25 protein-coding genes are annotated in these 22,079 nt (G+C 67.1%); 13 read left to right on the forward strand and 12 right to left on the reverse strand.

Annotated features, from left to right (window positions below; translation table 11 throughout):
* The 3 genes from QOI01_RS33875 to ipdE1 all read right to left on the reverse strand — a co-directional run.
* On the reverse strand, window positions 1–169 hold a 169-nt coding region (locus tag QOI01_RS33875), incomplete at its 3' end, for a TetR/AcrR family transcriptional regulator (protein WP_526388298.1).
* Between the two features lie 54 nt (window positions 170–223).
* Window positions 224–1,012: a (5R,7aS)-5-hydroxy-7a-methyl-1-oxo-2,3,5,6,7,7a-hexahydro-1H-indene-carboxyl-CoA reductase gene (ipdF, locus tag QOI01_RS33880; protein WP_526388248.1), complete on the reverse strand. Its 789-nt coding sequence runs from the start codon at window positions 1,010–1,012 to the stop codon at window positions 224–226.
* Window positions 1,013–1,037: 25 nt separating this feature from the next.
* On the reverse strand, window positions 1,038–2,204 hold the full coding sequence (gene ipdE1 / locus QOI01_RS33885; protein ID WP_526388250.1) for an acyl-CoA dehydrogenase IpdE1: 1,167 nt from the start codon (window positions 2,202–2,204) through the stop codon (window positions 1,038–1,040).
* Window positions 2,205–2,290: 86 nt separating this feature from the next.
* On the opposite strand from ipdE1, the gene fadD3 reads away from it, so the two are divergent.
* The 5 genes from fadD3 to QOI01_RS33910 are packed head-to-tail and all read left to right on the forward strand — an operon-like array spanning window position 2,291 to window position 8,093.
* Entirely contained in the window at window positions 2,291–3,820 is a 1,530-nt protein-coding gene (fadD3, locus tag QOI01_RS33890; protein WP_526388300.1) for a 3-((3aS,4S,7aS)-7a-methyl-1,5-dioxo-octahydro-1H-inden-4-yl)propanoate--CoA ligase FadD3, read from the forward strand.
* A complete protein-coding gene (locus QOI01_RS33895) occupies window positions 3,820–4,959 on the forward strand; it encodes an acyl-CoA dehydrogenase family protein (protein ID WP_526388252.1) in 1,140 nt (379 codons plus the stop codon). Before fadD3 ends, QOI01_RS33895 begins: the two co-directional genes overlap by 1 nt.
* Window positions 4,960–4,968: 9 nt before the next feature.
* The gene (locus QOI01_RS33900; protein WP_526388254.1) at window positions 4,969–5,940 is read left to right on the forward strand and encodes an acyl-CoA dehydrogenase family protein; all 972 of its coding nucleotides are present in this window, start codon (window positions 4,969–4,971) and stop codon (window positions 5,938–5,940) included.
* Window positions 5,941–5,971: 31 nt separating this feature from the next.
* Window positions 5,972–6,913, forward strand: a complete 942-nt coding sequence (ipdE2, locus tag QOI01_RS33905; protein WP_526388256.1) for an acyl-CoA dehydrogenase IpdE2 — start codon at window positions 5,972–5,974, stop codon at window positions 6,911–6,913.
* A 10-nt stretch (window positions 6,914–6,923) separates the two neighbouring features.
* Window positions 6,924–8,093, forward strand: a complete 1,170-nt coding sequence (locus QOI01_RS33910) for a pyridoxal phosphate-dependent aminotransferase (protein WP_526388258.1) — start codon at window positions 6,924–6,926, stop codon at window positions 8,091–8,093.
* A gap of 87 nt (window positions 8,094–8,180) precedes the next feature.
* Here the strand turns inward: QOI01_RS33910 and QOI01_RS33915 are convergent, their stop codons facing one another.
* Window positions 8,181–8,927: a 3-hydroxybutyrate dehydrogenase gene (locus QOI01_RS33915; protein ID WP_526388260.1), complete on the reverse strand. Its 747-nt coding sequence runs from the start codon at window positions 8,925–8,927 to the stop codon at window positions 8,181–8,183.
* Window positions 8,924–10,279 (reverse strand): MFS transporter, encoded by a 1,356-nt coding sequence (locus QOI01_RS33920; protein ID WP_526388262.1) that lies wholly within the window; start codon window positions 10,277–10,279, stop codon window positions 8,924–8,926. Before QOI01_RS33920 ends, QOI01_RS33915 begins: the two co-directional genes overlap by 4 nt.
* Window positions 10,280–10,366: 87 nt before the next feature.
* Between QOI01_RS33920 and QOI01_RS33925 the strand changes: the two genes are divergently transcribed.
* From QOI01_RS33925 to QOI01_RS33945, 5 genes are read left to right on the forward strand one after another with little or no spacing between them, the layout of a single operon-like run.
* Window positions 10,367–11,338: a LysR family transcriptional regulator gene (locus QOI01_RS33925; RefSeq protein ID WP_526388264.1), complete on the forward strand. Its 972-nt coding sequence runs from the start codon at window positions 10,367–10,369 to the stop codon at window positions 11,336–11,338.
* 10 nt (window positions 11,339–11,348) lie between these two features.
* Window positions 11,349–11,576 (forward strand): AbrB/MazE/SpoVT family DNA-binding domain-containing protein, encoded by a 228-nt coding sequence (locus QOI01_RS33930; RefSeq protein WP_526388266.1) that lies wholly within the window; start codon window positions 11,349–11,351, stop codon window positions 11,574–11,576.
* Window positions 11,573–11,950: a PIN domain-containing protein gene (locus tag QOI01_RS33935; RefSeq protein WP_526388268.1), complete on the forward strand. Its 378-nt coding sequence runs from the start codon at window positions 11,573–11,575 to the stop codon at window positions 11,948–11,950. Before QOI01_RS33930 ends, QOI01_RS33935 begins: the two co-directional genes overlap by 4 nt.
* 33 nt (window positions 11,951–11,983) lie before the next feature.
* Window positions 11,984–12,490, forward strand: coding sequence for an alpha/beta hydrolase (locus QOI01_RS33940; protein WP_526388302.1), 507 nt, complete (start codon window positions 11,984–11,986; stop codon window positions 12,488–12,490).
* On the forward strand, window positions 12,373–12,672 hold the full coding sequence (locus QOI01_RS33945; RefSeq protein ID WP_526388270.1) for an alpha/beta hydrolase: 300 nt from the start codon (window positions 12,373–12,375) through the stop codon (window positions 12,670–12,672). Before QOI01_RS33940 ends, QOI01_RS33945 begins: the two co-directional genes overlap by 118 nt.
* 1 nt (window position 12,673) lies before the next feature.
* Here the strand turns inward: QOI01_RS33945 and QOI01_RS33950 are convergent, their stop codons facing one another.
* The 5 genes from QOI01_RS33950 to hsaA form a co-directional block, all read right to left on the reverse strand.
* Window positions 12,674–12,859: a hypothetical protein gene (locus QOI01_RS33950; protein ID WP_526388272.1), complete on the reverse strand. Its 186-nt coding sequence runs from the start codon at window positions 12,857–12,859 to the stop codon at window positions 12,674–12,676.
* A 156-nt stretch (window positions 12,860–13,015) separates the two neighbouring features.
* On the reverse strand, window positions 13,016–13,618 hold the full coding sequence (hsaB, locus tag QOI01_RS33955) for a 3-hydroxy-9,10-secoandrosta-1,3,5(10)-triene-9,17-dione monooxygenase reductase subunit (RefSeq protein ID WP_526388274.1): 603 nt from the start codon (window positions 13,616–13,618) through the stop codon (window positions 13,016–13,018).
* 69 nt (window positions 13,619–13,687) lie between these two features.
* Entirely contained in the window at window positions 13,688–14,587 is a 900-nt protein-coding gene (hsaC, locus tag QOI01_RS33960; RefSeq protein WP_526388276.1) for an iron-dependent extradiol dioxygenase HsaC, read from the reverse strand.
* Complete coding sequence (gene hsaD, locus QOI01_RS33965) at window positions 14,584–15,456, reverse strand: 4,5:9,10-diseco-3-hydroxy-5,9,17-trioxoandrosta-1(10),2-diene-4-oate hydrolase (protein WP_526388278.1); 873 nt, start codon at window positions 15,454–15,456, stop codon at window positions 14,584–14,586. The genes hsaC and hsaD overlap by 4 nt, the downstream gene beginning before the upstream one ends.
* The gene (gene hsaA, locus QOI01_RS33970) at window positions 15,456–16,640 is read right to left on the reverse strand and encodes a 3-hydroxy-9,10-secoandrosta-1,3,5(10)-triene-9,17-dione monooxygenase oxygenase subunit (RefSeq protein WP_526388280.1); all 1,185 of its coding nucleotides are present in this window, start codon (window positions 16,638–16,640) and stop codon (window positions 15,456–15,458) included. Before hsaA ends, hsaD begins: the two co-directional genes overlap by 1 nt.
* Before the next feature lie 167 nt (window positions 16,641–16,807).
* On the opposite strand from hsaA, the gene QOI01_RS33975 reads away from it, so the two are divergent.
* Both QOI01_RS33975 and QOI01_RS33980 read left to right on the forward strand, forming a co-directional pair.
* The gene (locus QOI01_RS33975) at window positions 16,808–17,866 is read left to right on the forward strand and encodes a 2Fe-2S iron-sulfur cluster-binding protein (protein WP_526388282.1); all 1,059 of its coding nucleotides are present in this window, start codon (window positions 16,808–16,810) and stop codon (window positions 17,864–17,866) included.
* Between the two features lie 42 nt (window positions 17,867–17,908).
* On the forward strand, window positions 17,909–18,457 hold the full coding sequence (locus QOI01_RS33980) for a hypothetical protein (RefSeq protein ID WP_526388284.1): 549 nt from the start codon (window positions 17,909–17,911) through the stop codon (window positions 18,455–18,457).
* 13 nt (window positions 18,458–18,470) lie between these two features.
* Here QOI01_RS33980 and msrA read toward each other — a convergent pair whose 3' ends face one another.
* Complete coding sequence (gene msrA, locus QOI01_RS33985; RefSeq protein WP_526388286.1) at window positions 18,471–19,226, reverse strand: peptide-methionine (S)-S-oxide reductase MsrA; 756 nt, start codon at window positions 19,224–19,226, stop codon at window positions 18,471–18,473.
* A gap of 112 nt (window positions 19,227–19,338) precedes the next feature.
* Here msrA and msrB point away from each other — a divergent pair, with 112 nt between their 5' ends.
* On the forward strand, window positions 19,339–19,866 hold the full coding sequence (gene msrB / locus QOI01_RS33990) for a peptide-methionine (R)-S-oxide reductase MsrB (protein ID WP_526388288.1): 528 nt from the start codon (window positions 19,339–19,341) through the stop codon (window positions 19,864–19,866).
* 2 nt (window positions 19,867–19,868) lie between these two features.
* Here the strand turns inward: msrB and QOI01_RS33995 are convergent, their stop codons facing one another.
* Window positions 19,869–22,028 (reverse strand): acyl-CoA dehydrogenase family protein, encoded by a 2,160-nt coding sequence (locus QOI01_RS33995; protein ID WP_526388290.1) that lies wholly within the window; start codon window positions 22,026–22,028, stop codon window positions 19,869–19,871.
* Window positions 22,029–22,079 lie beyond the last annotated feature (51 nt).

Consider the following 22,079-nt stretch of genomic DNA (forward strand, 5'->3'; position numbering starts at 1 on the left):
CCTCGACCATCTGCTCCTTGGACTTGAAGTGGTGGTAGAGGCTGCCGGAGAGAATGCCCGCGGAGTCCGCGATGTCGCGCACGGTGGTCGCACGCAGGCCGCGCTCGGCGAACATCGTCGCGGCGAGGTCGAGGAGCTCGTCGCGGCGGCTCGGAAGGGCCTTGTCCACCTACGCAGCATATCAACCAAGCGCTTGCTTGGCCACCCGGGGCCACGGCCCTCGTCAGGCGCGCTGACTGGACACCGAGATGATCTCGCCGGTCAGATAGCTGGAGTAGTCGCTGGCCAGGAATGCCATGGTGGCCGCCACTTCCCAGGGTTCGGCCGCGCGACCGAACGCCTCTTCCGAGGCCAACTGGTCGAGCAGCTCCGAGCTGCTGGTCCTCTCGAGGAATTTATGGCGGGCGATGCTCGGCGAGACGGCGTTGATCCGTACCCCGTACTCGACGGCTTCGATTGCGCTGCAACGGGTCAGCGCCATGACACCCGCCTTCGCCGCCGCGTAGTGCGACTGTGAGTGCTGCGCGCGCCAGCCGAGCACGCTGGCGTTGTTGACGATCACTCCGCCGTTGCCTGCGTCGCGGAAGTACCGCAGCGCGGCGCGGGTCGCCCGCATCACCGACGACAGCGTGACGTTGAGGACGCGGTCCCATTCATCGTCGTTCATGTCGATGACGGGCGTCTGACCGCCGAGGCCTGCGTTGTTGATGAGGACGTCGATGCGGCCCATCTTCTCGACCGCCGTGGTGATGAGCGAGTCGACGGCTTCGGTCGACGTCACGTCGCACACCACGGAGTCGACGCGGCCGAGGCCCAGGCCGGCAAGTTCGTCACGGGTTTCGCCGAGGCGCCGCTCGTGGAAGTCGGACACGACGACGTCGGCACCCTCCGCGAGCGCGCGCCTGGCGGCCGACGAACCGATGCCGGTGCCCGCCGCGGCCGTGACGAGGACGACCTTGCCGGTCAGCAGTCCGTGGCCGCCGATCTCCTTGGGTGCGATGGCCAGATTCATCGTTCTCCTGTCTTCGCGCGAGCGCTCATCCGCCGCCCTTCACTTCCCTGGGTAGGCCGAGAACGCGCTCGGCGATGATGTTGCGTTGAATCTCGTTCGAACCGCCGTAGATGGTGTCCGAGCGTGAGAACAGGTACAGCCGCTGCCACTCGTCGAACTCGCCGCCGTCGAGGACCAGCCCGGCCTGGCCCCGGACGTCCATGGCGATCTCACCGAGTTCGCGGTGCCAGTTGGCCCACAACAACTTCGAGACACTGTCTTTCCCCGCGGCCTGGCCGCCTCCCTCGACGTCCATGGTCGCCAGCGCGTAGGACCGCATGGTCTTCAGCCCCACCCAGGAGCGGGTCAGCTTCTCGCGAATCAGCGGATCGTCGATGGCCCCGGTGTTCTTGGCGAGATCGACGATGCCGGAAAGCTCACGCGCATAACGGATCTGCTGTCCAAGCGTCGACACCCCGCGCTCGAAGGTCAACGTGCCCATGGCGACGCGCCAACCGTCGCCGGGCTCGCCGACGACCAGAGAGGCGTCGGTGCGCGCGTCGTCGAAGAAGACCTCGTTGAACTCCGAGTCGCCCGTCAGCTGGACGATCGGGCGCACCTCGACACCGGGCTGATCCAGCGGGACCAGCAGATAGGAGAGGCCGGCGTGGCGCTTGGAACCCTTCTCGCTGCGCACGACGACGAAGCACCACTGCGCCCAGTGCGCCAGCGACGTCCACACCTTCTGCCCGTTGATGACCCATTCGTCGCCGACGAGCTCGGCCGACGTCGACACGTTGGCGAGGTCACTGCCCGCACCCGGCTCCGAGTAGCCCTGGCTCCACAGTTCGGTGACGTCGAGGATCTTCGGCAGAAAGCGCTTCTGCTGCTCGGGTGTCCCGTAGGCGATGAGCGTCGGCCCCAAGAGTTCCTCACCGAAGTGGTTGACCTTGTCTGGGGCATCGGCGAGGGCGTATTCCTCGTAGAACGCGACGCGGTGCGCCACCGTCAGACCGCGCCCGCCGTGCTCCTCGGGCCACCCCAGACACGTCAGTCCCGCGGCGGCGAGATGCTGGTTCCACGCGCGTCGCTCGTCGAAGGCCTCGTGCTCGCGCCCCGGCCCGCCGAGCCCCTTGAGCGCGGCGAACTCACCGACGAGATTGTCGGCGAGCCACTGCCGGACCTCGGCCCGGAACGTCTGGACCTCTATCACCCCTGTAGGCTAACCTACCAAGCACTTGCTTTGTTAGAGGAGTCTCGATGGAGAGGTCCGACGGGCCGGAGCGGAGCGACCCGGGAATGTCCAAGAGGACCATTCCCGGGGTCCTGGACCGAATCAGTGCCGAGTTCTCCGACCACGAAGCCCTGATCACCGATGATCGCGTGCTCACCTACGCCGAGCTAAGAGCCGACGTCAGGCAGGCCGCCGCGGCGATGGTCGACCTCGGCGTCGAGGCGGGCGACCGCGTAGCCATCTGGTCGCCGAACACCTGGCACTGGGTGGTCGCGTGCCTGGCCACGCACTACGCGGGCGCCGTCGTCGTGCCGCTCAACACGCGCTACACCGCAAGAGAGGCATCCGACATCCTCAGCCGGACGGCGGCGCCGTTGGCATTCGTCAGCGGGGAGTTCCTGGGCGCCGACAAGGCCGCCGAGCTCGAGCGCGAGGCGCTGCCTGCCCTGCGCCACGTCGTCCGCATCCCCATCGACGAAGCCGACGGGACGTGGGACGAGTTCGTCGCGCGCGGCACCGATCTGGCGGCCGTCGACGCCCGAGCCGCCGCACTGGCACCCGACGACGTGTCCGACGTCCTCTTCACCTCCGGCACCACCGGCCGCAGCAAGGGCGTGCTGTGCGCACACCGTCAGTCCCTCGACGCGCCCGCCGCCTGGGCCGCCTGCGGTGAACTCACCAGCGCCGACCGTTACCTGTGCATCAACCCGTTCTTCCACAACTTCGGCTACAAGGCTGGGATCCTCACCTGCCTGCAGAAGGGCGCGACGCTGATCCCGCTGTTGACGTTCGACCCCGAGAAGGCCATGCGGGCGGTCCAGGACCAGCGCATCACCGTGCTGCCCGGCCCGCCGACGATCTACCAGAGCTTGCTCGACCATCCCAAGCGCGGTGACTACGACCTGACCTCGTTGCGCTTCGCCGTGACCGGGGCGGCCGTCGTACCCGTCGTCCTGATCGAACGCATGCAGAACGAGTTGGACATCGACGTCGTGCTGACAGCGTACGGGCTCACGGAGGCAAGCGGTTTCGGCACGATGTGCCGGCCCGACGACGACGCCGTCACGGTGGCGACGACGTGCGGCAGGCCCATCGCGGACTTCGAGCTGAAGATCGACGCGGCGGACGGCAGTGACGCGGGCGAGGTCCTGCTGCGGGGTCCGAACGTGATGCTCGGCTATCTCGACGACCCAGAGGCCACCGCCGCGGCCATCGACGCCGATGGTTGGCTGCACACCGGTGACGTCGGAACCGTCGACGGGAACGGCAATCTGCGCATCACCGACCGGCTCAAGGACATGTACATCTGCGGCGGCTTCAACGTCTACCCCGCCGAGATCGAGCAGGTGCTCGCCCGCCTCGACGGTGTCGCCGACAGCGCCGTGATCGGCGTGCCGGACGAACGGCTCGGCGAGGTCGGCAAGGCGTTCATCGTCGTCAAGCCCGGTACGCAGCTCGACGAGGCGACCGTTATCGCCTACACCCGCGAGCACCTGGCGAACTTCAAGGCCCCACGGTCGGTGGCCTTCCTCGACGTGCTGCCCCGCAACCCCGGAGGAAAAGTGGTCAAACCCCTTTTGCGAGAGAAGATTTGATGGACCTGACATTCGACGACGCGACCGAGGAGTTCGGCGCCGAGGTCCGCGACTTCCTGGCCGCCAACCGCGAGCACTTCCCGACGAAGTCATACGACACCGCCGAGGGCTTCGAGCAGCACCGCCATTGGGACAAGGTGCTCTTCGACGCAGGCCTGTCCGTCATCGCCTGGCCGAAGAAGTACGGCGGCCGCGACGCGACGCTGCTGCAGTGGATCGTGTACGAGGAGGAGTACTTCCGCGCCGGCGCGCCGGGCCGGGCCAGCGCCAACGGCACCTCGATGCTGGGGCCGACGCTGTTCGCGCACGGCACTGAAGAGCAACTCGATCGCGTGCTGCCCAAGATGGCCAGCGGCGAGGAGATCTGGGCGCAGGCGTGGTCCGAGCCGGAGTCGGGCAGCGACCTCGCCTCGCTGCGTTCGACGGCCACCAGGACCGACGGCGGCTGGAAGCTCAACGGGCAGAAGATCTGGAGCTCGCGAGCACCGTTCGGCGAGAGGGCGTTCGGGTTGTTCCGCTCGGATCCGACCGCTCAGCGCCACAAGGGCCTGACGTACTTCATGTTCGACTTGCACGCCCACGGCGTCACGGTGCGACCGATCGCGCAGCTCGGCGGGGCCACCGGTTTCGGTGAGGTCTTCCTCGACGACGTGTTCGTGCCCGACGACGACGTCATCGGGGTCGTGGACGACGGTTGGCGCGCGGCGATGAGCACCTCGAGCAACGAGCGCGGGATGTCCCTGCGCAGCCCGGCCCGCTTCCTCGCGCCCGCCGAGCGTCTGGTCCAGGTATGGAAAGCCCAGCAGGCCGAGACCAAGACCGCGTTCGCCGATCGCGTCGCCGACGCATGGATCAAGGCGCAGGCCTACCGGCTGCACACGTTCGGCACCGTCACCCGGCTGGCCGACGGGGGCGAGCTCGGCGCCGAGTCGTCGGTGACCAAGGTGTTCTGGTCGGATCTCGACGTCGCCTTGCACCAGACGGCGCTGGACATGCGCGGCGCCGACGGCGAGCTCGCCGACTCGTGGACCGAGGAACTGCTCTTCGCACTCGGCGGCCCGATCTACGCCGGTACCAACGAGATTCAACGCAACATCATCGCCGAGCGGCTATTGGGCCTTCCTCGCGAGCCGAAATGAGATGCACCAGTGCACTTTGAGATAGACGATCAGCAGCGCGACTTCGCGGCCAGCATCGACGGCGCGCTGGCGGCCGCCGACGTGCCAGCCGCCATCCGCGCCTGGGCCGCAGGCGACACGGGACCCGGCCGCAAGGTGTGGGCGACGCTGGCCGACCTTGGCGTGACGGCGCTGGCCGTACCCGAGGAGTTCGACGGTATCGGCGCCCATCCCGTCGACCTGGTGGTGGCGGCTGAACGCCTGGGCCGCTGGGGTGTGCCGGGCCCGGTCGCCGAGTCGATCGCCGTCGCGCCAATCCTCCTGGCGCGCGGTGATCTTGGGGCCGAGCGTTCCGCGCTACTGGCATCCGGTGAACTCATCGCGACCGTGGCGATCCCGCCACGGGTTCCCCGTGCCGTCGACGCGGACTTCGCCAGCCTCGTCCTGGTGGCCTCCGAGGGCCACGTATGGGACGGCGCCGCGGGTGAGCGGCACGAGTCGGTCGACCCGGCCCGTCGCCTCTTCGACGTCACCGCCTCCGGTGGCGCGCAGACGGCCGACACCGCAACGGCTTTCGAGTTCGGTGCCCTGTTCACCGCGGCCCAGCTGGTCGGTGCGGGCCAGGCGATGCTGGACGCCTCGGTCTCATACGCCAAGCAGCGCAGCCAGTTCGGCCGGGTGATCGGTTCGTACCAGGCGGTCAAGCACGAGCTGGCCGACGTGCACATCGCCGTCGAGCTGGCCCGGCCGCTGGTCTACGGCGCGGCGCTGTCGCTGGCCGACGGGTCACCCGACGCCGCCCGCGACGTCAGTGCCGCCAAAGCCGCCGCCTCTGAGGCCGCGCTGCTGTCGGCCCGCTCGTCACTGCAGACGCACGGCGCGATCGGTTACACCCAGGAGCACGATCTTTCGCTGTTGCTGCTGCGGGTGCAGGCGCTGCGCCCGGCATGGGGCGATCCGACGTGGCACCGCCATCGAGTTCTGGAGGCTCTGACGTCATGAGCTTCCCAGCGAGAAGCGGAGCGGATCGCGCATGAACGAAGAACGGGAAATGTTGCGCGACACCGTCGCGTCCATCGTCGAGAAGCACGCCTCCCCCGAGGCAGTGCGCCGCGCGATGGAATCCGAGCGGGGTTACGACGAAACGCTGTGGACGCTGCTCTGCGAACAGGTCGGCGCCGCCGCCCTGGTCATCCCCGAGGAACTGGGCGGGGCGGGCGGCGAGCTCGCCGATGCCGCCGTCGTGATCGAGACACTGGGCCGCGGCCTTGTTCCGACGCCGCTGCTGGGCACGACACTGGCCGAGCTGGCTCTGCTGTCCGCCGACGAGGCCGACGCCGACACGCTGGAGAAACTGGCCAAGGGCACCTCGACCGGCGCCGTCGTCTTCGATCCCGGGTACGTGATCAACGGCGACGTCGCCGACGTCGTGGTGGGCACCCAAGACGGCCGACTGACCCGCTGGACGACCTTCACCGCGGAGCCCGTCGTCGCAATGGATCCCACCCGCAGGCTGGCGCGCGTCGAGCCAGGCGCCACCGAGGCGATCGGACCGGATCCCGGACTCGCCGACACCGCGGCAATCCTCCTGGCGGCCGAGCAGATCGGCGCCGCCAGCAGATGCCTCGACCTGACCGTCGCCTACACCAAGGACCGCGTCCAGTTCGGCAGGCCCATCGGCAGCTTCCAAGCGCTCAAGCACCGGATGGCCGACCTCTACGTCCTGGTGCAGTCGGCGCGCGCGGTCGTCGACGATGCGGTCGCCGAACCGTCGGCGACCTCGGCGGCGCTGGCGCGGATCACCGCCAGTGAGGCGTTCAGCGCCGTGACCGCGGAGTCCATCCAGATGCACGGCGGTGTCGCCATCACGTGGGAGTACGACATCCAGCTGTACTTCAAGCGGGCGCACGGCAGCGCGCAGCTGCTCGGCCCCCCGCGGGACTACCTGCGGCGGCTCGAGTCCGAGGTGCTCTAGCCTGGCTGAGGTGAGTGATCGTGTCGCCCAACGCGCCGGGATTCCACCGTTCTACGTAATGGACGTGTGGCTGGCCGCCGCCGAGCGCCAACGGTCCCACGGCGACCTGGTCAATCTCTCCGCGGGCCAACCCGGCGCCCAAGCGCCTGCACCGGTGCGCGCGGCGGCCGCCGATGCACTGGCCAACCACACTCTCGGATACACCGTCGCACTCGGCATTCCGGAGCTCCGGCAGGCGATCGCGGCGTCCTACCCGGACCGTTACGGCGTCGCGGTCAACCCGGACGACGTCGTCATCACCACCGGATCGACCAACGGGTTCCTGCTGGCGTTCCTGGCCTGTTTCGACGTCGGTGACCGCGTCGCCGTTCCCAGCCCCGGGTACCCCTGCTACCGCAACATCCTCTCCGCGTTGGGCTGCGAGGTCGTCGAGGTGCCATGCGGGCCCGAGACCCGCTTCCAGCCGACCGTCGAGATGCTCGCCGCGATCCAGCCTCCGATCAAGGGCGTCGTGCTCGCCAGCCCGGCCAATCCCACCGGCACGGTCATCCCGCCCGCCGACTTGTCGGCCATCGCGACGTGGTGCGACCGGTCCGGCGTGCAACTCGTCAGTGACGAGATCTACCATGGCCTGGTCTACCCCGGTGCGCCGCCGACGAGCTGCGCGTGGGAGACGTCGCGCGAAGCCATTGTGGTGAACAGCTTTTCGAAGTACTTCGCGATGACGGGCTGGCGCCTCGGCTGGCTGCTGGTGCCGCCTGCCCTGCACCGCGCGGTGGACCGCCTGACCGGCAACTTCTCGATCTGCCCGCCGACGTTGCCGCAACTCGCGGGCGTCGCGGCGTTCGCGCCGGAGTCCATCGCCGAGGCCGATGCGCTGGTCGAGGAGTACGCCGTCAACCGCGATGTGCTGTTGCGCGGTCTTCCCGAGATCGGCCTGCCCCGCCTGGCGCCGGCGGACGGTGCGTTCTACGTCTACGCCGACATCTCCGACTACTCGACGAACTCGCTGGAGTTCTGCGCAAAGTTGTTGGCCGATACGGGCGTCGCGATCGCGCCGGGTATCGACTTCGACACCGTGCACGGCGGCGGGTACGTCCGGCTGTCGTTCGCGGGACCGGCTTTCGAGGTCACCGAGTCGTTGCGCCGGATGGGGCCATGGCTCGCCGGGTTGCGCTAGCCGGCAGCACCTCTCGTCCCGCGAGCACACGCAAACGTGCGGCGACACGCCGGGGTATTGCATATTTGCGTCTGCTCGCCGGGAGATCTAGCGGGCGCTCCAGCCGCCGTCCATCGTGTACGACGCACCGGTGACCATGCCCGCGCTCGGCGACGCGAGCCAGCCCACCAGCGACGCCACCTCCTCCGGCTCGACCAGTCGCTTGATCGCGCTCTCGGAGAGCAGGACCTTCTCCACGACTTCCTGTTCGGGGATGCCATGGGTACGGGACTGATCGGCGATCTGCTTGGCTACCAACGGAGTTCGCACGTAGCCTGGATTGACGCAGTTACTGGTCACGCCGTGGGCGCCGCCTTCGAGCGCCGTCACCTTGGACAGACCCTCCAGGCCGTGCTTCGCGGTGACGTAGGCGACCTTGAACGCCGAGGCCCGCAGACCATGCACCGACGAGATGTTCACCACGCGGCCGAAGCGCTGTTCGTACATGTGCGGCAACGCCGCCCGGATCAGCAGGAACGGTACCTCAACCATCAGCGAGAGCATGGCGCGGAAGCGTCCTGGGTCGAACTCGGTGATCGGGTCGACGGTCTGCACCCCCGCGTTGTTCACCAGGACGTCCACCTCGAGAGACAATTCCTCGAGCGTCGCGACGTCGAGAAGGTCGACCGTCCAAGCACTTCCGCCAATCTCCTTGGCCAGCGCCTTGGCTGCCACGTCGTCGACGTCGGCAACCGTGACGATGGCACCCCGACTCGCAAGCTCACGGGCACACGCCGCGCCGATGCCGCTCGCACCGCCGGTGACCAGAGCGGTTCGTCCGGCGAGTTCGGTCATCGCGGCACGACCCTCTCCCGCTTTTCCTCTGCTACCTCCTCGAGGTCGGCGACGTCCAGCGAATTGAGGTCGATGCCGTTGGTCTCACGGGTGAACACCACCGCGATCAGGGTCACTACGCACGCCACCGCCAGGTAGATCGCGATCGGGACCGAGGAGCCGTAGACGTCGAGCAGCTTGACGGCGATGATCGGCGCCAACGAACCCGCCACGATCGAGGTGACCTGATAGCCGAGGGACACACCGGAATAGCGCATCCGGGTCGGGAACATCTCGGCCATGATGGCCGGCTGCGGGGCGTACATGATCGCGTGGATGACCAGGCCGAGCGTGACCGCGGCGGTGACGACGACGTAGTTGCCGCTGTTCATCATCGGGAAGGCGAAGAAGCCCCAGGTGGCCCCCAGCGCGGCGCCCACGAAGTACACCGGGCGCCGTCCGTAACGGTCCGCCAACTTGCCCACCAGCGGGATGACGGCGAAGTGCACCGCGTGCGCGAAGAGCAGATACCAAAGAATCGAGCTGGTTTCGGCGCCGACCTGGACCTTCAGATAGGTGATCGAGAACGTGACCACCAGGTAGTACATGATGTTCTCGCCGAACCGCAGCCCCATCGCGGTGAATACGCCGCGCGGGTAGCGCTTGAGCACCTCGATGACGCTGAACGAGGTCGCCTTGATCCGCTCGGCTTCCCGTTGCGCCGCAACGAAGATCGGGGCGTCGGCGACCTTGGTGCGGATGTAGTAGCCGACGAGGACGACCACGGCGGACAGCCAGAACGCGACCCGCCAGCCCCACGACAGGAACGCCGCATCCGACAGCGTCCCGGTCAGCACCAGCAGCACCACCGTCGCGAGCAGGTTGCCTGCAGGTACACCGGCCTGCGGCCAACTGGCCCAGAACCCGCGCTCCTTGTTCGGACTGTGTTCGGCCACCAGCAGCACGGCGCCACCCCACTCGCCGCCGACGGCGAAGCCCTGGATGAATCGCAGCACGACCAAAAGGGCGGGCGCCCAGTAGCCGATCTGTCCGAACGTCGGCAGGCAGCCCATCAGGAACGTCGCGGCGCCGACCAGCAGGAGACTGAACTGCAGCAGCTTCTTGCGGCCGTACTTGTCGCCGAAGTGTCCGAACACCACGCCGCCCAAGGGGCGTGCGATGAAGCCGACCGCGTAGGTGACGAAAGCCGCGAGGATGGCGTCGAGGTCACTCGTGCTCGGGGAGAAGAACACCTTGCTGAAGACCAGTGTGGCGGCGGTGCCGTAGAGGAAGAACTCGTACCACTCGACCACCGTGCCCGCCATCGAAGCGGCGACGACTCGCCGCAACCCGGTCGGTACTGGCTTGCCCATCGCACTCTCCCTTGCGGTTCCCGTGGTTTCCGCATGTGATGCGCCCCACATGCGCCTGAGTATTCCTGCAGTTCTCCGATGCCCGCAATGCCCAACACTGCAGCGAGCATCTGCGAAAATGCAGAGATGACCGACGGTAGGAGGCTCAGTGCCGACGACCTGCTGGTTCTGCTGGCCGTCGGCAGGTCGGGTCGCTACGTCACCGCAGCCGACGAACTCGGCCTCAACCACACCACCATCTCGCGCCGCATCGCCGCGCTGGAACAGTCGATCGGCGGGCGCCTGCTCGCACGCTCGGCCGGCGGCTGGGAGCTCACCGAACTCGGCCGCGACGCGCTCTCGGCGGCCGAAGCGGTCGAGACCGCACTTCGCTCTCTGGCCGGCCCCGCCGGTCCGCGGACGCTGGAGGGCGTCGTGCGGATGTCGGCCACGGACGGTTTCAGCGCCTACATCGGAGCACCCGCCGCTGCCGACGTGCAGCGCCGGCACCCGAAGGTGACCGTCGAGATCGTCGCCGCCACCCGCCGCGCCACTCAGCAGCGCTCTGGCCTGGACATCGAAGTCGTCGTCGGCGAACCGCAGGTACATCGCGCGCAGGCCGCCCGGCTCGGCGACTACCGTCTCGGCCTCTACGGGTCGCGCGACTACCTCGAACGCCATGGTGCGCCGTCGTCGAGATCCGAACTCGCCGAGCACCCCCTCGTGTACTTCATCGACTCCATGCTTCAGGTCGACGACCTCGACCTGGCCCGCACCTTCGCACCGGCCATGCGCGAATCCGTCACGTCCACCAACGTCTTCGTCCACGTCGAGGCGACCCGAGCCGCCGCGGGCCTCGGCCTGCTGCCGTGCTTCATGGCCGATCGCCACGACGATCTGATCCGCGTGCTGCCAGAGGACGTCAACCTGCTGCTGACCTACTGGCTGGTGGCGCGCACCGAGACGCTGCGCAGACCTGAGGTCGCCGCGCTGGTCGACGCGATCCGCGCCCGCATGGAGCAGCAGCGCGACCTGCTCCTCGGCATCTGGGAGAAGGCGGACCCCATCAGCGGCGCCTGACCCATCATGGGTGGCGCAGTGGTATGGCGGACGGCTCGTCATCCCGGCAAACCTTCGCGAACGGGCGGGTCTTGTCGAGGGCCGGCCGGTGGTGCTGCTCGAGACCGCAAGGGGAATCGTGCTCCTCACCCGCGAACAGCTCAAAGAGCTGGTCCGCGCCGACCTGAGTGGACTCGATCTCGTAGATGAGCTGCTGAGCGAACGCCGTCGCGACGCAGCCGTCGAGGATGTGGCTTGAACGTCTTCGATGCGTCGGCGTTGCTCGCATTCCTGCAACCTGAGCCCGGCGCTTCGACCGTGGAACGCGAACTCGTCGCGGGCGGGCTCTGCGGAGCCGCGAATTGGTCTGAGATTGCGCAGACGGTGCTTGCGCACGGATGCGATTCGGACCTGGCCAAGGCGCTCCCGCTCAGCTATGACTTGGAGATCTCGGCGGTGACCGCGATCGATGCCGAATGGGCTGCCCATCGGTGGCGTCGCGGCGAGGGACTGTCGGTGGTTGACCGGCTGTGCCTCGCGCTCGGCGAACGGCTCGACGCGTCGGTGTGGACCGCGGACACCGGTTGGGAATCCAACGAGAGAGTCAGACAGATCCGCGATTTCACCGGGTAATGGCTGAGCGAATCCCGAGCCGCGGTCATCTTCCTGCACGGTTTCGGTGAGCACACCGGCCTCTACCACCGTTACGGGTTCGAGCTGAACGCCGCCGGAATCGACCTGTGGGCCGTCGACCAGTTCGGCCACGGACTGACTCCCGGAGAGCGCGGCGACTTCCGTTCGCTCGAGGCCAGCTCTGCACTCGGCGAGCGACTGGCCGAGCTGGCGTCGGCGGAAACTGCCGGAATTCCGCTTGTCGCCCAGGGACATTCGTTCGGCGCGGTCGTCACCCTCTTCCGTCTGCTTGACGCGCCGGACCGCTATCGCACCGGGGTGATCTCAGGGGCACCACTGGTCCCGGTGCCAGACCTCGTCGATGCGCGACGTTCGAGATCGCGCCCAGCCAGCTGTCCGCCGACCCGTTCTACCTCGACTCCATGGAGAACGATCCGCTGGCCTTCGTCGAAGCCGACGGCGGACCGCTCGCGCGCGAATTGGACAGGGGCTGGGACAGGCTCGGCGCGGAACTGCCCGCGTTGGCGGTGCCGACGCTAGCGGTGCACGGCAGCAATGATCCGATTGCGCCTGTCGGCGCGTTGCGCGCGTACGCGGAGCAGATCCAACCGCTTTCCCTCGTCGAGATCACCGGTGGCAGTCACGACATCCTCAACGACGTCATGCATCACCAGGTGGCCACGGCCATAGCGAAGTTCGTGCTCGACGGCCTCGACGACTGAGCTAAACCCGATCGAAGTGCTTCCCGGTGAGAAGTTGAGCGTAGTCATCGGTGAGCGTCGACGGCAGGAAGATGATTCGGCACGTGATCGGTGCCAGGACGCCGTTCACGACGTCCTCGCCGGTGACGGGTGAGGTCGCGCCGGCTCGAGTTACTAGCCGCGCCTCATCGAATATGCTCTGAGACAATCTGATTCGTCTTCGCCAGCTGCCGCGGCACCGTCGCGGAGTAGAGCCGCGTTCACGGACTGGCGGTAGTGCTTCAAGATCTCGGCGCCCCATGCTTCTCCTACACCGGCGGTGCGACTGGGTACACGGACTATCCGACGCTCGACGAGCCGTGATCTACAGCCAGGTGTCGGCGCTGGTGGTGGTGAGGAACGCGTCGAGATCGTCACGCCATTGTGCGGGCGAGGTCTTGTCCGGCTCGATGCCGGTGTACTCACCGCGGTAGAACAGCAGCGGCCGCGGCTTCTGCCCTGGTCGATACTCCTCGCGCGAGCGCTCGTCGGCGGAACCCTCCAACAGCGAATGCACGGCGCCGAACACCACGAAGTGATCGCCACCGTCGTGTACCGAGGCGACCGTACAGTCGATGTGCGCGAGCGTGCCGCCGATCACTGGCGATCCGAGAAACGAAGGGCTCCAGTCGATTCCAGAGAACTTGTCGGGCTCCCTCGATCCGAAGCGGGCCGACACGTCCTTCTGGTCCTCGTGCAGGACGTTGACGCAGAACTTCCCGCTGGTCTCGATCGCCCGCCACGATCGTGACACCTTGGTGGGGCAGAACAGTACCAGCGGCGGCTCGAGCGAAAGCGCGGCGAACGACTGACACGCAAAACCGACCGGCACGTCGTCGTGGACGGTGGTGATGATGGTGATGCCCGTGCAGAACTGACCGAGCACGTGACGGAACGCGCGCGGGTCGATTGCCGAACCCGAATTCATTGCTTCTCGCGCAAGCGCTCGTCGGGATTCATTGCTCCTCGCGCAAGCGCTCGTCGGCGGCCACGAATACTACTTGAAGCCGATGCTGAAGTCGTGTCCCCACAGGCTCACGGCGGTGCTCTCCCGGGCCACCCAACTGTCGTCTTCGACTTCGAGTCCTTCACAACCGAATTCGACGTCGAAGCCACTTGGCGTCTTCATGTAGAACGAGAGCATCTTGTCGTTGACGTGACGGCCCAGCGTCGCGGACATCGGCACCTTGCGGCGCAGCGCGCGATCGAGCGCCAGCCCGACGTCGTCGCTGTTCTCCACCTCGATCATCAGGTGCACGATGCCACTCGGCGTCTCGCCCGGCATGAACGCCAGGCTGTGATGGCGCGGGTTGACCCCGAAGAACCGCAGCCACGCGGGCGGGTCGCCTGGCGCGCGGCCGACCAACTGCGGGGGGAGCCGCATCGAGTCGCGCAGCTTGAAGCCGAGAACGTCACGGTAGAAGTGCAGCGACTCCGCGTCGTCCTTCGTGGTCAGCACCACGTGCCCCAGACCCTGCTCCTCGGTGACGAACTTGTGGCCGTAGGGACTGACCACCCGGCGGTGCTCGAGCGCCGCACCCTGGAACACCTCGAGGGTATTGGCGGACGGATCCTGAAACACGATCATCTCGTCGACGCGGCGGTCGGCCAACTCGGTGGCCGTGGCCTCCTTGTAGGGGGTGCCCTCGACGTCAAGCGCGTTGCGGATCTCCTGCAGCCCAGCGGCATTTGCCGTCTCCCAGCCCGACTGGACCAGCCGGTCGTGCTCGCCGGGAACAATGACCAGCCGGGCGGGGAACTCGTCCATCCGCAGGTAGACGGCGCCCTCGCATGCGCCACTGCCCTCGACCATGCCGAGCACCTTGAGACCGTACTCACGCCAAGCCGCGACGTCCGTCGACTCGATGCGAAGGTATCCGAGTGACCGAATGCTCATTTTGCTCCCCCCAGGAAGTCGGTGGTCAGCTTGTTGAACTCGTCGAACTTCTCCAACTGTGCCCAGTGGCCGCACTGCCCGAACACGTGCAATTGAACGCGCGCAATCTGTTTGAGGGCGACCAGTGCACCGTCGATGGGATTCACCCGGTCTTCGCGGCCCCAGATGAGAAGCACCGGCTGGCGCAGCTTGTACACGTCACGCCACATCATGCCGAGCTCGAAGTCCGCGCCCGCGAACGATTTTCCCATCGCCTTGGCGGCGGCCACCGACTCGGGCTGGCTCGCGATCGCGAAGCGCTCGTCGATCAGTTCTTCGGTGATGAGCTTCTGGTCGTAGACCATGATGCGCAGGAACTTCTCCATGTTCTCGCGCGTGGGGTCGACGGTGAACTTGCCGAGCAGCCTCACGCCCTCGGTGGGGTCGGGCGCGAACAGGTTCACGCTCAACCCACCGGGACCCATGAGCACGAGCCGGCCCGCCCTTTTCGGATTGTCCAGCGCGAACCGCACCGCAGTGCCGCCACCGAGTGAGTTGCCCACCAGCGCAGCGCGTTCGATGCCGAGATGGTCGAAAAGGTTCAGCAGGGCGGTCGCACTGTAGCGGTTGTACTGCTCGTGTTCGGTGTGCTTGTCGGAGTGACCGTAGCCGGGCTGGTCGACGGCGAGCACGTGGAACTGCTGCGCCAGCACCGCGATGTTCTTCGAGAAGTTCGACCAGCTCGACGCGCCAGGCCCACCGCCGTGCAGGAGCACCACCGTATTCGGATTGCCCACGCCCGCTTCGTGATAATGCAGGCGCATGTCGTCGCGCACCTGCGCAAAGCGGGAGGTCGACTCGAAGGTGATGTCCTGCAGCGCTTGAGTCATCAGACCATCGTGTCTGCCGGCGGCAACCCGAACTCGTTGTTGCCGAAGATGAGGTAAGCCCGCTCGGGCTCGTTGGCCGCGTGCACACGACCGGCATGCGCATCGCGCCAGAAACGCTGCACCGGGGCGTCGGTCTGCAACGCGGTGGCCCCGGCGCTCTCGAACAGCAGATCGATGGACGAGATCGCCCTTGCGGTGGCGCGGACCTGGTCACGACGGGCGCGGGCGCGGAGCTCGAACGGAATCTCCTTGTCCTCTTTCAGGAGTGCGTACTCGTCGCCGACGTTGCCGATCAGCTGGCGCCAGCCTGCGTCGATGTCGCTGGCGGCTTCGGCGATGCGGACCTTGGCGAACGGATCGTCCTTGGACTTCTCGCCGGCGAACGCCGCGCGAACGCGCTTGCCCTGATGCTCGACGTGGGCGTCGTATGCGCCGTAGGCCATGCCCATGATTGGCGCGGAGATGGTGGTGGGATGCACGGTGCCCCAAGGCATCTTGTACACGGGGGCGGTGTTGTTCTGCAGGCCACCCGCGGTGCGGTCGTTCATGGACTTATAGGACAGGAAGCGGTGCCTCGGCACGAAAACGTCCTTCACCACGACCGTATTGCTACCGGTGCCCTTGAGCCCCACGACGTGCCAGACGTCGTCGATGCGGTACTCGCTGCGAGGAATGAGGAAGCTGCCGAAGTCGACGGGCCGACCATCCTTGATGACCGGACCGCCGAGGAAGGCCCACGTCGCGTGGTCACAACCCGAGGACCACTGCCATGCGCCGCTGACCAGGTAGCCGCCGTCGACGACGGTGCCTGCACCCATGGGTGCGTAGGAGGACGAGATGCGGACGCTGGCGTCCTGGCCCCAGACCTCGTCCTGTGCCTGCTGATCGAACAGGGCGAGATGCCAGTTGTGCACGCCGATGATCGAGCTCACCCAGCCGGTCGAACCACAGACGCTGCCGAGCCTTCGGACCGCCTCGTAGAACACCGTGGGGTCGCACTGCAGGCCGCCCCACTGTTCGGGCTGCAGCAGCTTGAAGAAGCCGACCTCGTCGAGTTCGGCGATGGTCTCATCGGGCAGCCGACGCAGATCCTCGGCCGCCTGCGCGCGCTTGCCGATCAGCGGCAGCAAACCATCGACGCCGTCTAGGACCGACTGCACGTCGCGTTGTTGAATGGACGTCACTAGTTGCCTCCGGGCAGTCTGGGGCCGATACAGGATCTAGGAAGAGATTAGAACACGTTACGATTTGTGTCGAGTAAGGCATTCCTACGGCGCCTAGACCTGCGGAAGCATGTTTTTGTAACATGTTCTAGTTTTGACCCCGACTCTGCGAGAAGAGAGGACCGACCGTGACGGACGAGCCGCTCGGTACCCACGTGCTCGAGCTGCAGCTGGCCGACGTCATCGACGAGACCGCCGATGCACGTTCGCTCGTCTTCAAGGTGCCCGACGGGTCCCAGATACCCGCCGACCGGCTCCGCCACGCCCCCGGTCAGTTCCTCACCCTGCGGATACCGAGTGACCGCACCGGCTCGGTCGCTCGCTGCTACTCGCTGTGCAGCTCGCCGTACACCGACGCCGCACTGACCGTCACGGTGAAGCGCACGGCGGGCGGATATGCGTCGAATTGGCTCTGCGACAACGCGCATGCCGGCATGCGCCTGCACGTGTTGGCGCCGTCGGGCACGTTCGTGCCCAAGACGCTCGACACCGACTTCCTCCTCCTCGCCGCGGGCAGCGGCATCACGCCGATGATGGCGATCCTGAAGTCGGCGCTCTCCGAGGGCAGCGGCAAGGTCGTTCTGGTCTACGCCAACCGCGACGAGAAGTCGGTGATCTTCGCGGCCGCCCTGCGCGGACTGGCGGAGAAGTACCCAGACAGGTTCACCGCGGTGCACTGGATCGAGACGGTGCAGGGCCTGCCCAGCGCGGCCACCCTTGGCAACCTGGTGGCACCCCACGTCGGGCGGGAGGCGTTCATCTGCGGCCCCGGCCCGTTCATGGTGGCCGCCGAGGAGGCGCTGATGACCGCGGGCGCGGCACCCGAGCATGTGCACATCGAGGTGTTCAAGTCGCTGGAGTCCGATCCGTTTGCTGCTGTCGTCATCGCCGACGACGACAGCGACGAGGGCCCCGCGACGGCGATCGTCACCCTGGACGGTGTGACGCAGGAGATCCCCTGGCCGCGCAACGCGAAGCTGCTCGACGTCTTGCTCGACAAGGGTCTCGACGCGCCGTTCTCGTGCCGCGAAGGACATTGCGGCGCCTGCGCAGTACTGGTGAAGAGCGGGGACGTCGACATGCACGTCAACGACGTGCTCGAGCAGTCCGATCTTGACGAGGGCTTGATTCTGGCGTGCCAGGCCCACCCCACCTCGGATTCAGTCGAAGTCACCTACGACGAATGACGTGCGGGCTAACATTCGCTGGACCGATCTCCTAGGAGCAATGTGAAGCGGCTGGCTGGAAGTCTCGCGGCGGTGTCGGCCATGCTGCTGACGTTTGCCGTCATCAGCCCGGCCGCGCAGTCGTCCGCCGCGCAGAAGACCGCCACCAGCTCGATCCCGATCGACGCGACCACCACGCTGGAGATGCACACCACCGCCAACTGCGTGAAGGCCGAGAACCAGTGCTACTTCGACACGGCAGCCAACCTGCGCGGCGCGGACGGTGCCTACCTCCCGTTCCCCGACGACCTCTACGCACGGCAGAACACCACCCTGCGCTCATCGAACCGGCTGGTGTACCTGGACTCCGACTTCAACGCCCCGAACACTCGGATGATGAAGTCGATCGGGCCCGTCGAGTTCCCCACGGTTTACTTCGGTGGCGGACCGCCGGAGAAGTTCATGGTGCACGGCAACACGCGGACGGTGGACTGGTCCACCGGACAACCGAAGACCGACGCCGACTACATCGTGTGCGCCTTCATCCAGGTGGTCTACGGCGGGGTGAACCTGACGACGCCGACCGCCTGCGCTCAGACCACGTACTCCTGAGCGGCCGCGCCAATTAGCTGAGTTGACCGACCAGAACCGGCTGCTCCCGGTACTGCGCCGGGAACAGTCGCTTGAGATCGTTCACCATGGGCAAGTCGTTGACCGCGATGTACGAAGCCGTCGGGTTCGAGTTCAGATAGTCCTGGTGGTACTGCTCGGCAGTGAAGAACCCCGTGTTCGGCTCGACCTTCGTCTCGATCGGGCCGGGGAAGACGTCGGCCTTCGTTAGCTGGGCGATATAGGCGTCCGCGACGCGCTGCTGGGTGGCGTTCTGCGCGAAGATCGCCGAGCGGTACTGGGTGCCCTCGTCCGGGCCCTGACGATTGAGTTGAGTTGGGTCCTGCACCACCGAGAAATAGATCCGAAGGAGCTGGCCGAAGGTCACCTGGGCGGGGTCGTAGGTGATGCGCACCGACTCCGCGTGCCCGGTCGTACCGGTGCTGACGGTCTCGTAGTCCGCCGTCGACTGATCGCCGCCCGCGTAGCCGGATACGGCCTGGTTCACCCCCTTGACGTGCTGGAAGACTCCCTGCACGCCCCAGAAACAACCACCCGCCAAGACGGCCGTCTCCTGTGCGCCGGAGGTGGCCTTCGGCTCGTCGACGCCCGGTGCCGGAACGACGAACGACGCCTCGGTGCCGATCCCGACGAGCCTCGCCGGGCTGAAGCTGGTGCTACCGGGATGCGAGCCCACGAACACCGCGGCCGCGACGCCAAGCACTCCCAGACTCGTCGCCAGGGCGGCCCGTCGGCGGGAAGTTTGCGTCATGCCTACCAGTGTCCCGCCAAAACGACCGGAGCGACGCTCCCGTTTGTTACCGGATGCTGACGAAACGACCCGCCCACCCGGTGGCAGCCGTATCCAGCCCTACCGTTGGGAGATGACCGTCCCGACATCACCGCGCGCGAATCCGACTCGTCGGCACGTGCTGGTCGGCGCCGCACTGCTCGGCGTACTGGCGGGGTGCGGCTCGCTGCGGCCCTCCGCCGCTGCCGACACGCCACGACAGCCGGCGGGGAACTTCGAGGTCACCCACACCGACCAGGAGTGGCACCAGCTGCTGTCCCCGCAGCAGTACGACGTGCTTCGCGACGCAGGCACCGAGACGCCGTTCACCAGCCCGCTCGACGACGAGCACCGGACCGGGGTCTTCAGTTGCGCCGGCTGCGAGCTCGACCTCTTCTCGTCGGCGACCAAGTTCGACAGCGGCACCGGCTGGCCCAGCTTCTGGCAACCGTTGAACAACGCCGTCATCGAGCGCGACGACGGCAGCCTGGGCATGACGCGCACCGAGGTGCTGTGCCGTCGCTGCGGCGGTCACCTCGGTCACGTCTTCGACGACGGCCCGAAGCCGACCGGTCTGCGCTACTGCATGAACGGCGTCGCGATGAAGTTCCGGGCGACTTAGGTCTACCGCGGCAGGCCGAGTAACCGTTCGCCCGCGACGGTCAGCAGGATCTGCTCGGTGCCGCCCGCGATGGACAGGCACCGGGTGTTCAGGAAGTACCGCACGTCCGGTGAATCCACGATGCCCGACCCGTCGTAGGAGTCCATGATGGTCTCCGCCAACTGCTGCCGGTACCGCACCCCGATCAGCTTGCGAACGCTCGACGCCGCACCGGGGTCGTGACCGCCGACCGCCATCTGCGCGATGAGCCGATCCAGCAGTGCCCCAACCTGTGCCGCGACGATGAGTCCTCCGAGCCGGTCCTGTTCGGCGACGTCGATCTCGTGACCGTCGATGACGTCGAGCAGGTGCTCCATGCCCTTGTCCAGCGCGCCGCCGGTCGCCATCGCGACGCGCTCGTTGGCCAGGGTGGTGCGCGCCAGTGGCCAGCCGCCGTCGACGGTGCCCACCACCATCTCGTCCGGCACGAACAGGTCGTCGAAGAACACCTCGTTGAAGAGGTTCTCGCCGGTGATTTCGCGGAGCGGGCGGATGTCGATACCCGGTGAGCGCATGTCGACCAGGAAGTACGTGATGCCTTTATGTTTTGGAGCGTTTTGGTCCGTTCTAGCCAGGCAGACGCCCCAGTCGGCGCGGTGCGCGTTCGACGTCCACACCTTCTGGCCGTTGAGAACCCAGCCGCCTTCCGCGCGAACGGCCTTGGTGCGCAACGACGCAAGGTCCGACCCCGCCCCGGGCTCACTGAAGAGCTGGCACCAGTAGACCTCACCGGTCAGCGTGCCGGGAATGAAGCGCTCGACCTGCTCGGGGGTGCCGTGCTCGAGGATGGTCGGTGCCGCCCACCAGCCGATCGAGATGTCGGGCCGGACGACTCCGCCCGCGGACAGCTCCTGGTCGATCACCAGCTGTTCGGCCGGTGATGCAGCGCGGCCGTACGGCTTTGGCCAGTGCGGAGCCATCAGTCCCGTCTCGGCGAGGGCGGCTTGGCGCTTCGCTTCAGGCAGTGCGGCGATGTCGGCGACCGCGGCCGCGACCTCGGGCCGGATGTCGTCGGCATCGGCGACGTCGACGAACAGCTGCCGACGCAGACCGTCGCGCGTCAGTCCAGCGGTGCGGCGCAACCACTTCGGACGTCCGCCGAGGAACTGCGTGTTGGCGTACGCGCGTCGCATGTAGAGATGCGCATCATGCTCCCAGGTGATGCCAATGCCGCCGAGCACCTGAATGCAGTCCCGCGCATTGAGTTTCTCCGCGTCGATGCCGATCGCACTGGCGACGGCCACGGCGATCGACAGCTGGGCGTCGTCGGCGTCGGTGGCCGAACCCCCTGCGTCTGCGGCCGCGACGGCGATCTGCTGGGACCTCAGCAGCATTTCGGCACACATGTGCTTTACGGCCTGGAAGCTTCCGATCGGCTTGCCGAACTGCTCGCGAACCTTCGCGTATTCGGTCGCGACGTCCAGAAACCAGCGGGCCAGCCCGGCCGCCTCGGCGGCCAGCACGGTGGCGGTCAGGTCGACGACGCGATGGTACGGCAGTTCGATCCTGGTGGCAGGAGCGGACGCCAGCTCGACGCTCGCCAGCGGCCGGGAGAAGTCGGTGGCCTCCAGCCGCTCGACCGTGACGCCGGCGGCAGAGGCGTCGACATAAATCCAGGCGTCACCCGCGCCTTCGCCCGAGTCGCTTCGCTCCTGCCCCCTGGCGGGCAGCACGAGCACGCCATCGACCAACCCCCCGAGCACGAACTTCGCCGAACCGGTTGCGGTCGTCCCGTCGAACGTGATGTCCGAGCCGAGCGCGACACCTGCGGTGCGCTGTCCAGACGTCAGCGCATCGAGCAGCTTCTCGTCTGTGATCAGCAGGGTCGCCACCGCGGTCGTGGCAACCGGGCCGGGCACCAACGCGGCCGCCGCCTCGTCGATCATCACGCAGAGGTCTGCGACGCCGGCTCCGGCGCCTCCGAGCTCCTCGGGCACGGCGACCCCGAAGATGCCCAGTTGTGCAAGGCCGTCGTAGGCAGCCCGCCAGGCGTCGGGCTCACCCTTCTCGACGGCGCGCACCGCGGCGATCGCGCCCGAGGACGCCGCCCACCCTCGCACCAGATCCCGCGCGGCAATCTGTTCTTCGCTGATGGTGGCTGATACCACCCCTGCGTGAGCCATCGTCGGCTACTCCTCAGCCTAGGGCGAGAAGGCCATGCTTCTCACTAGAAC

This window comes from Mycobacterium sp. (genome assembly GCF_032162605.1).
GTDB lineage: Bacteria > Actinomycetota > Actinomycetes > Mycobacteriales > Mycobacteriaceae > Mycobacterium.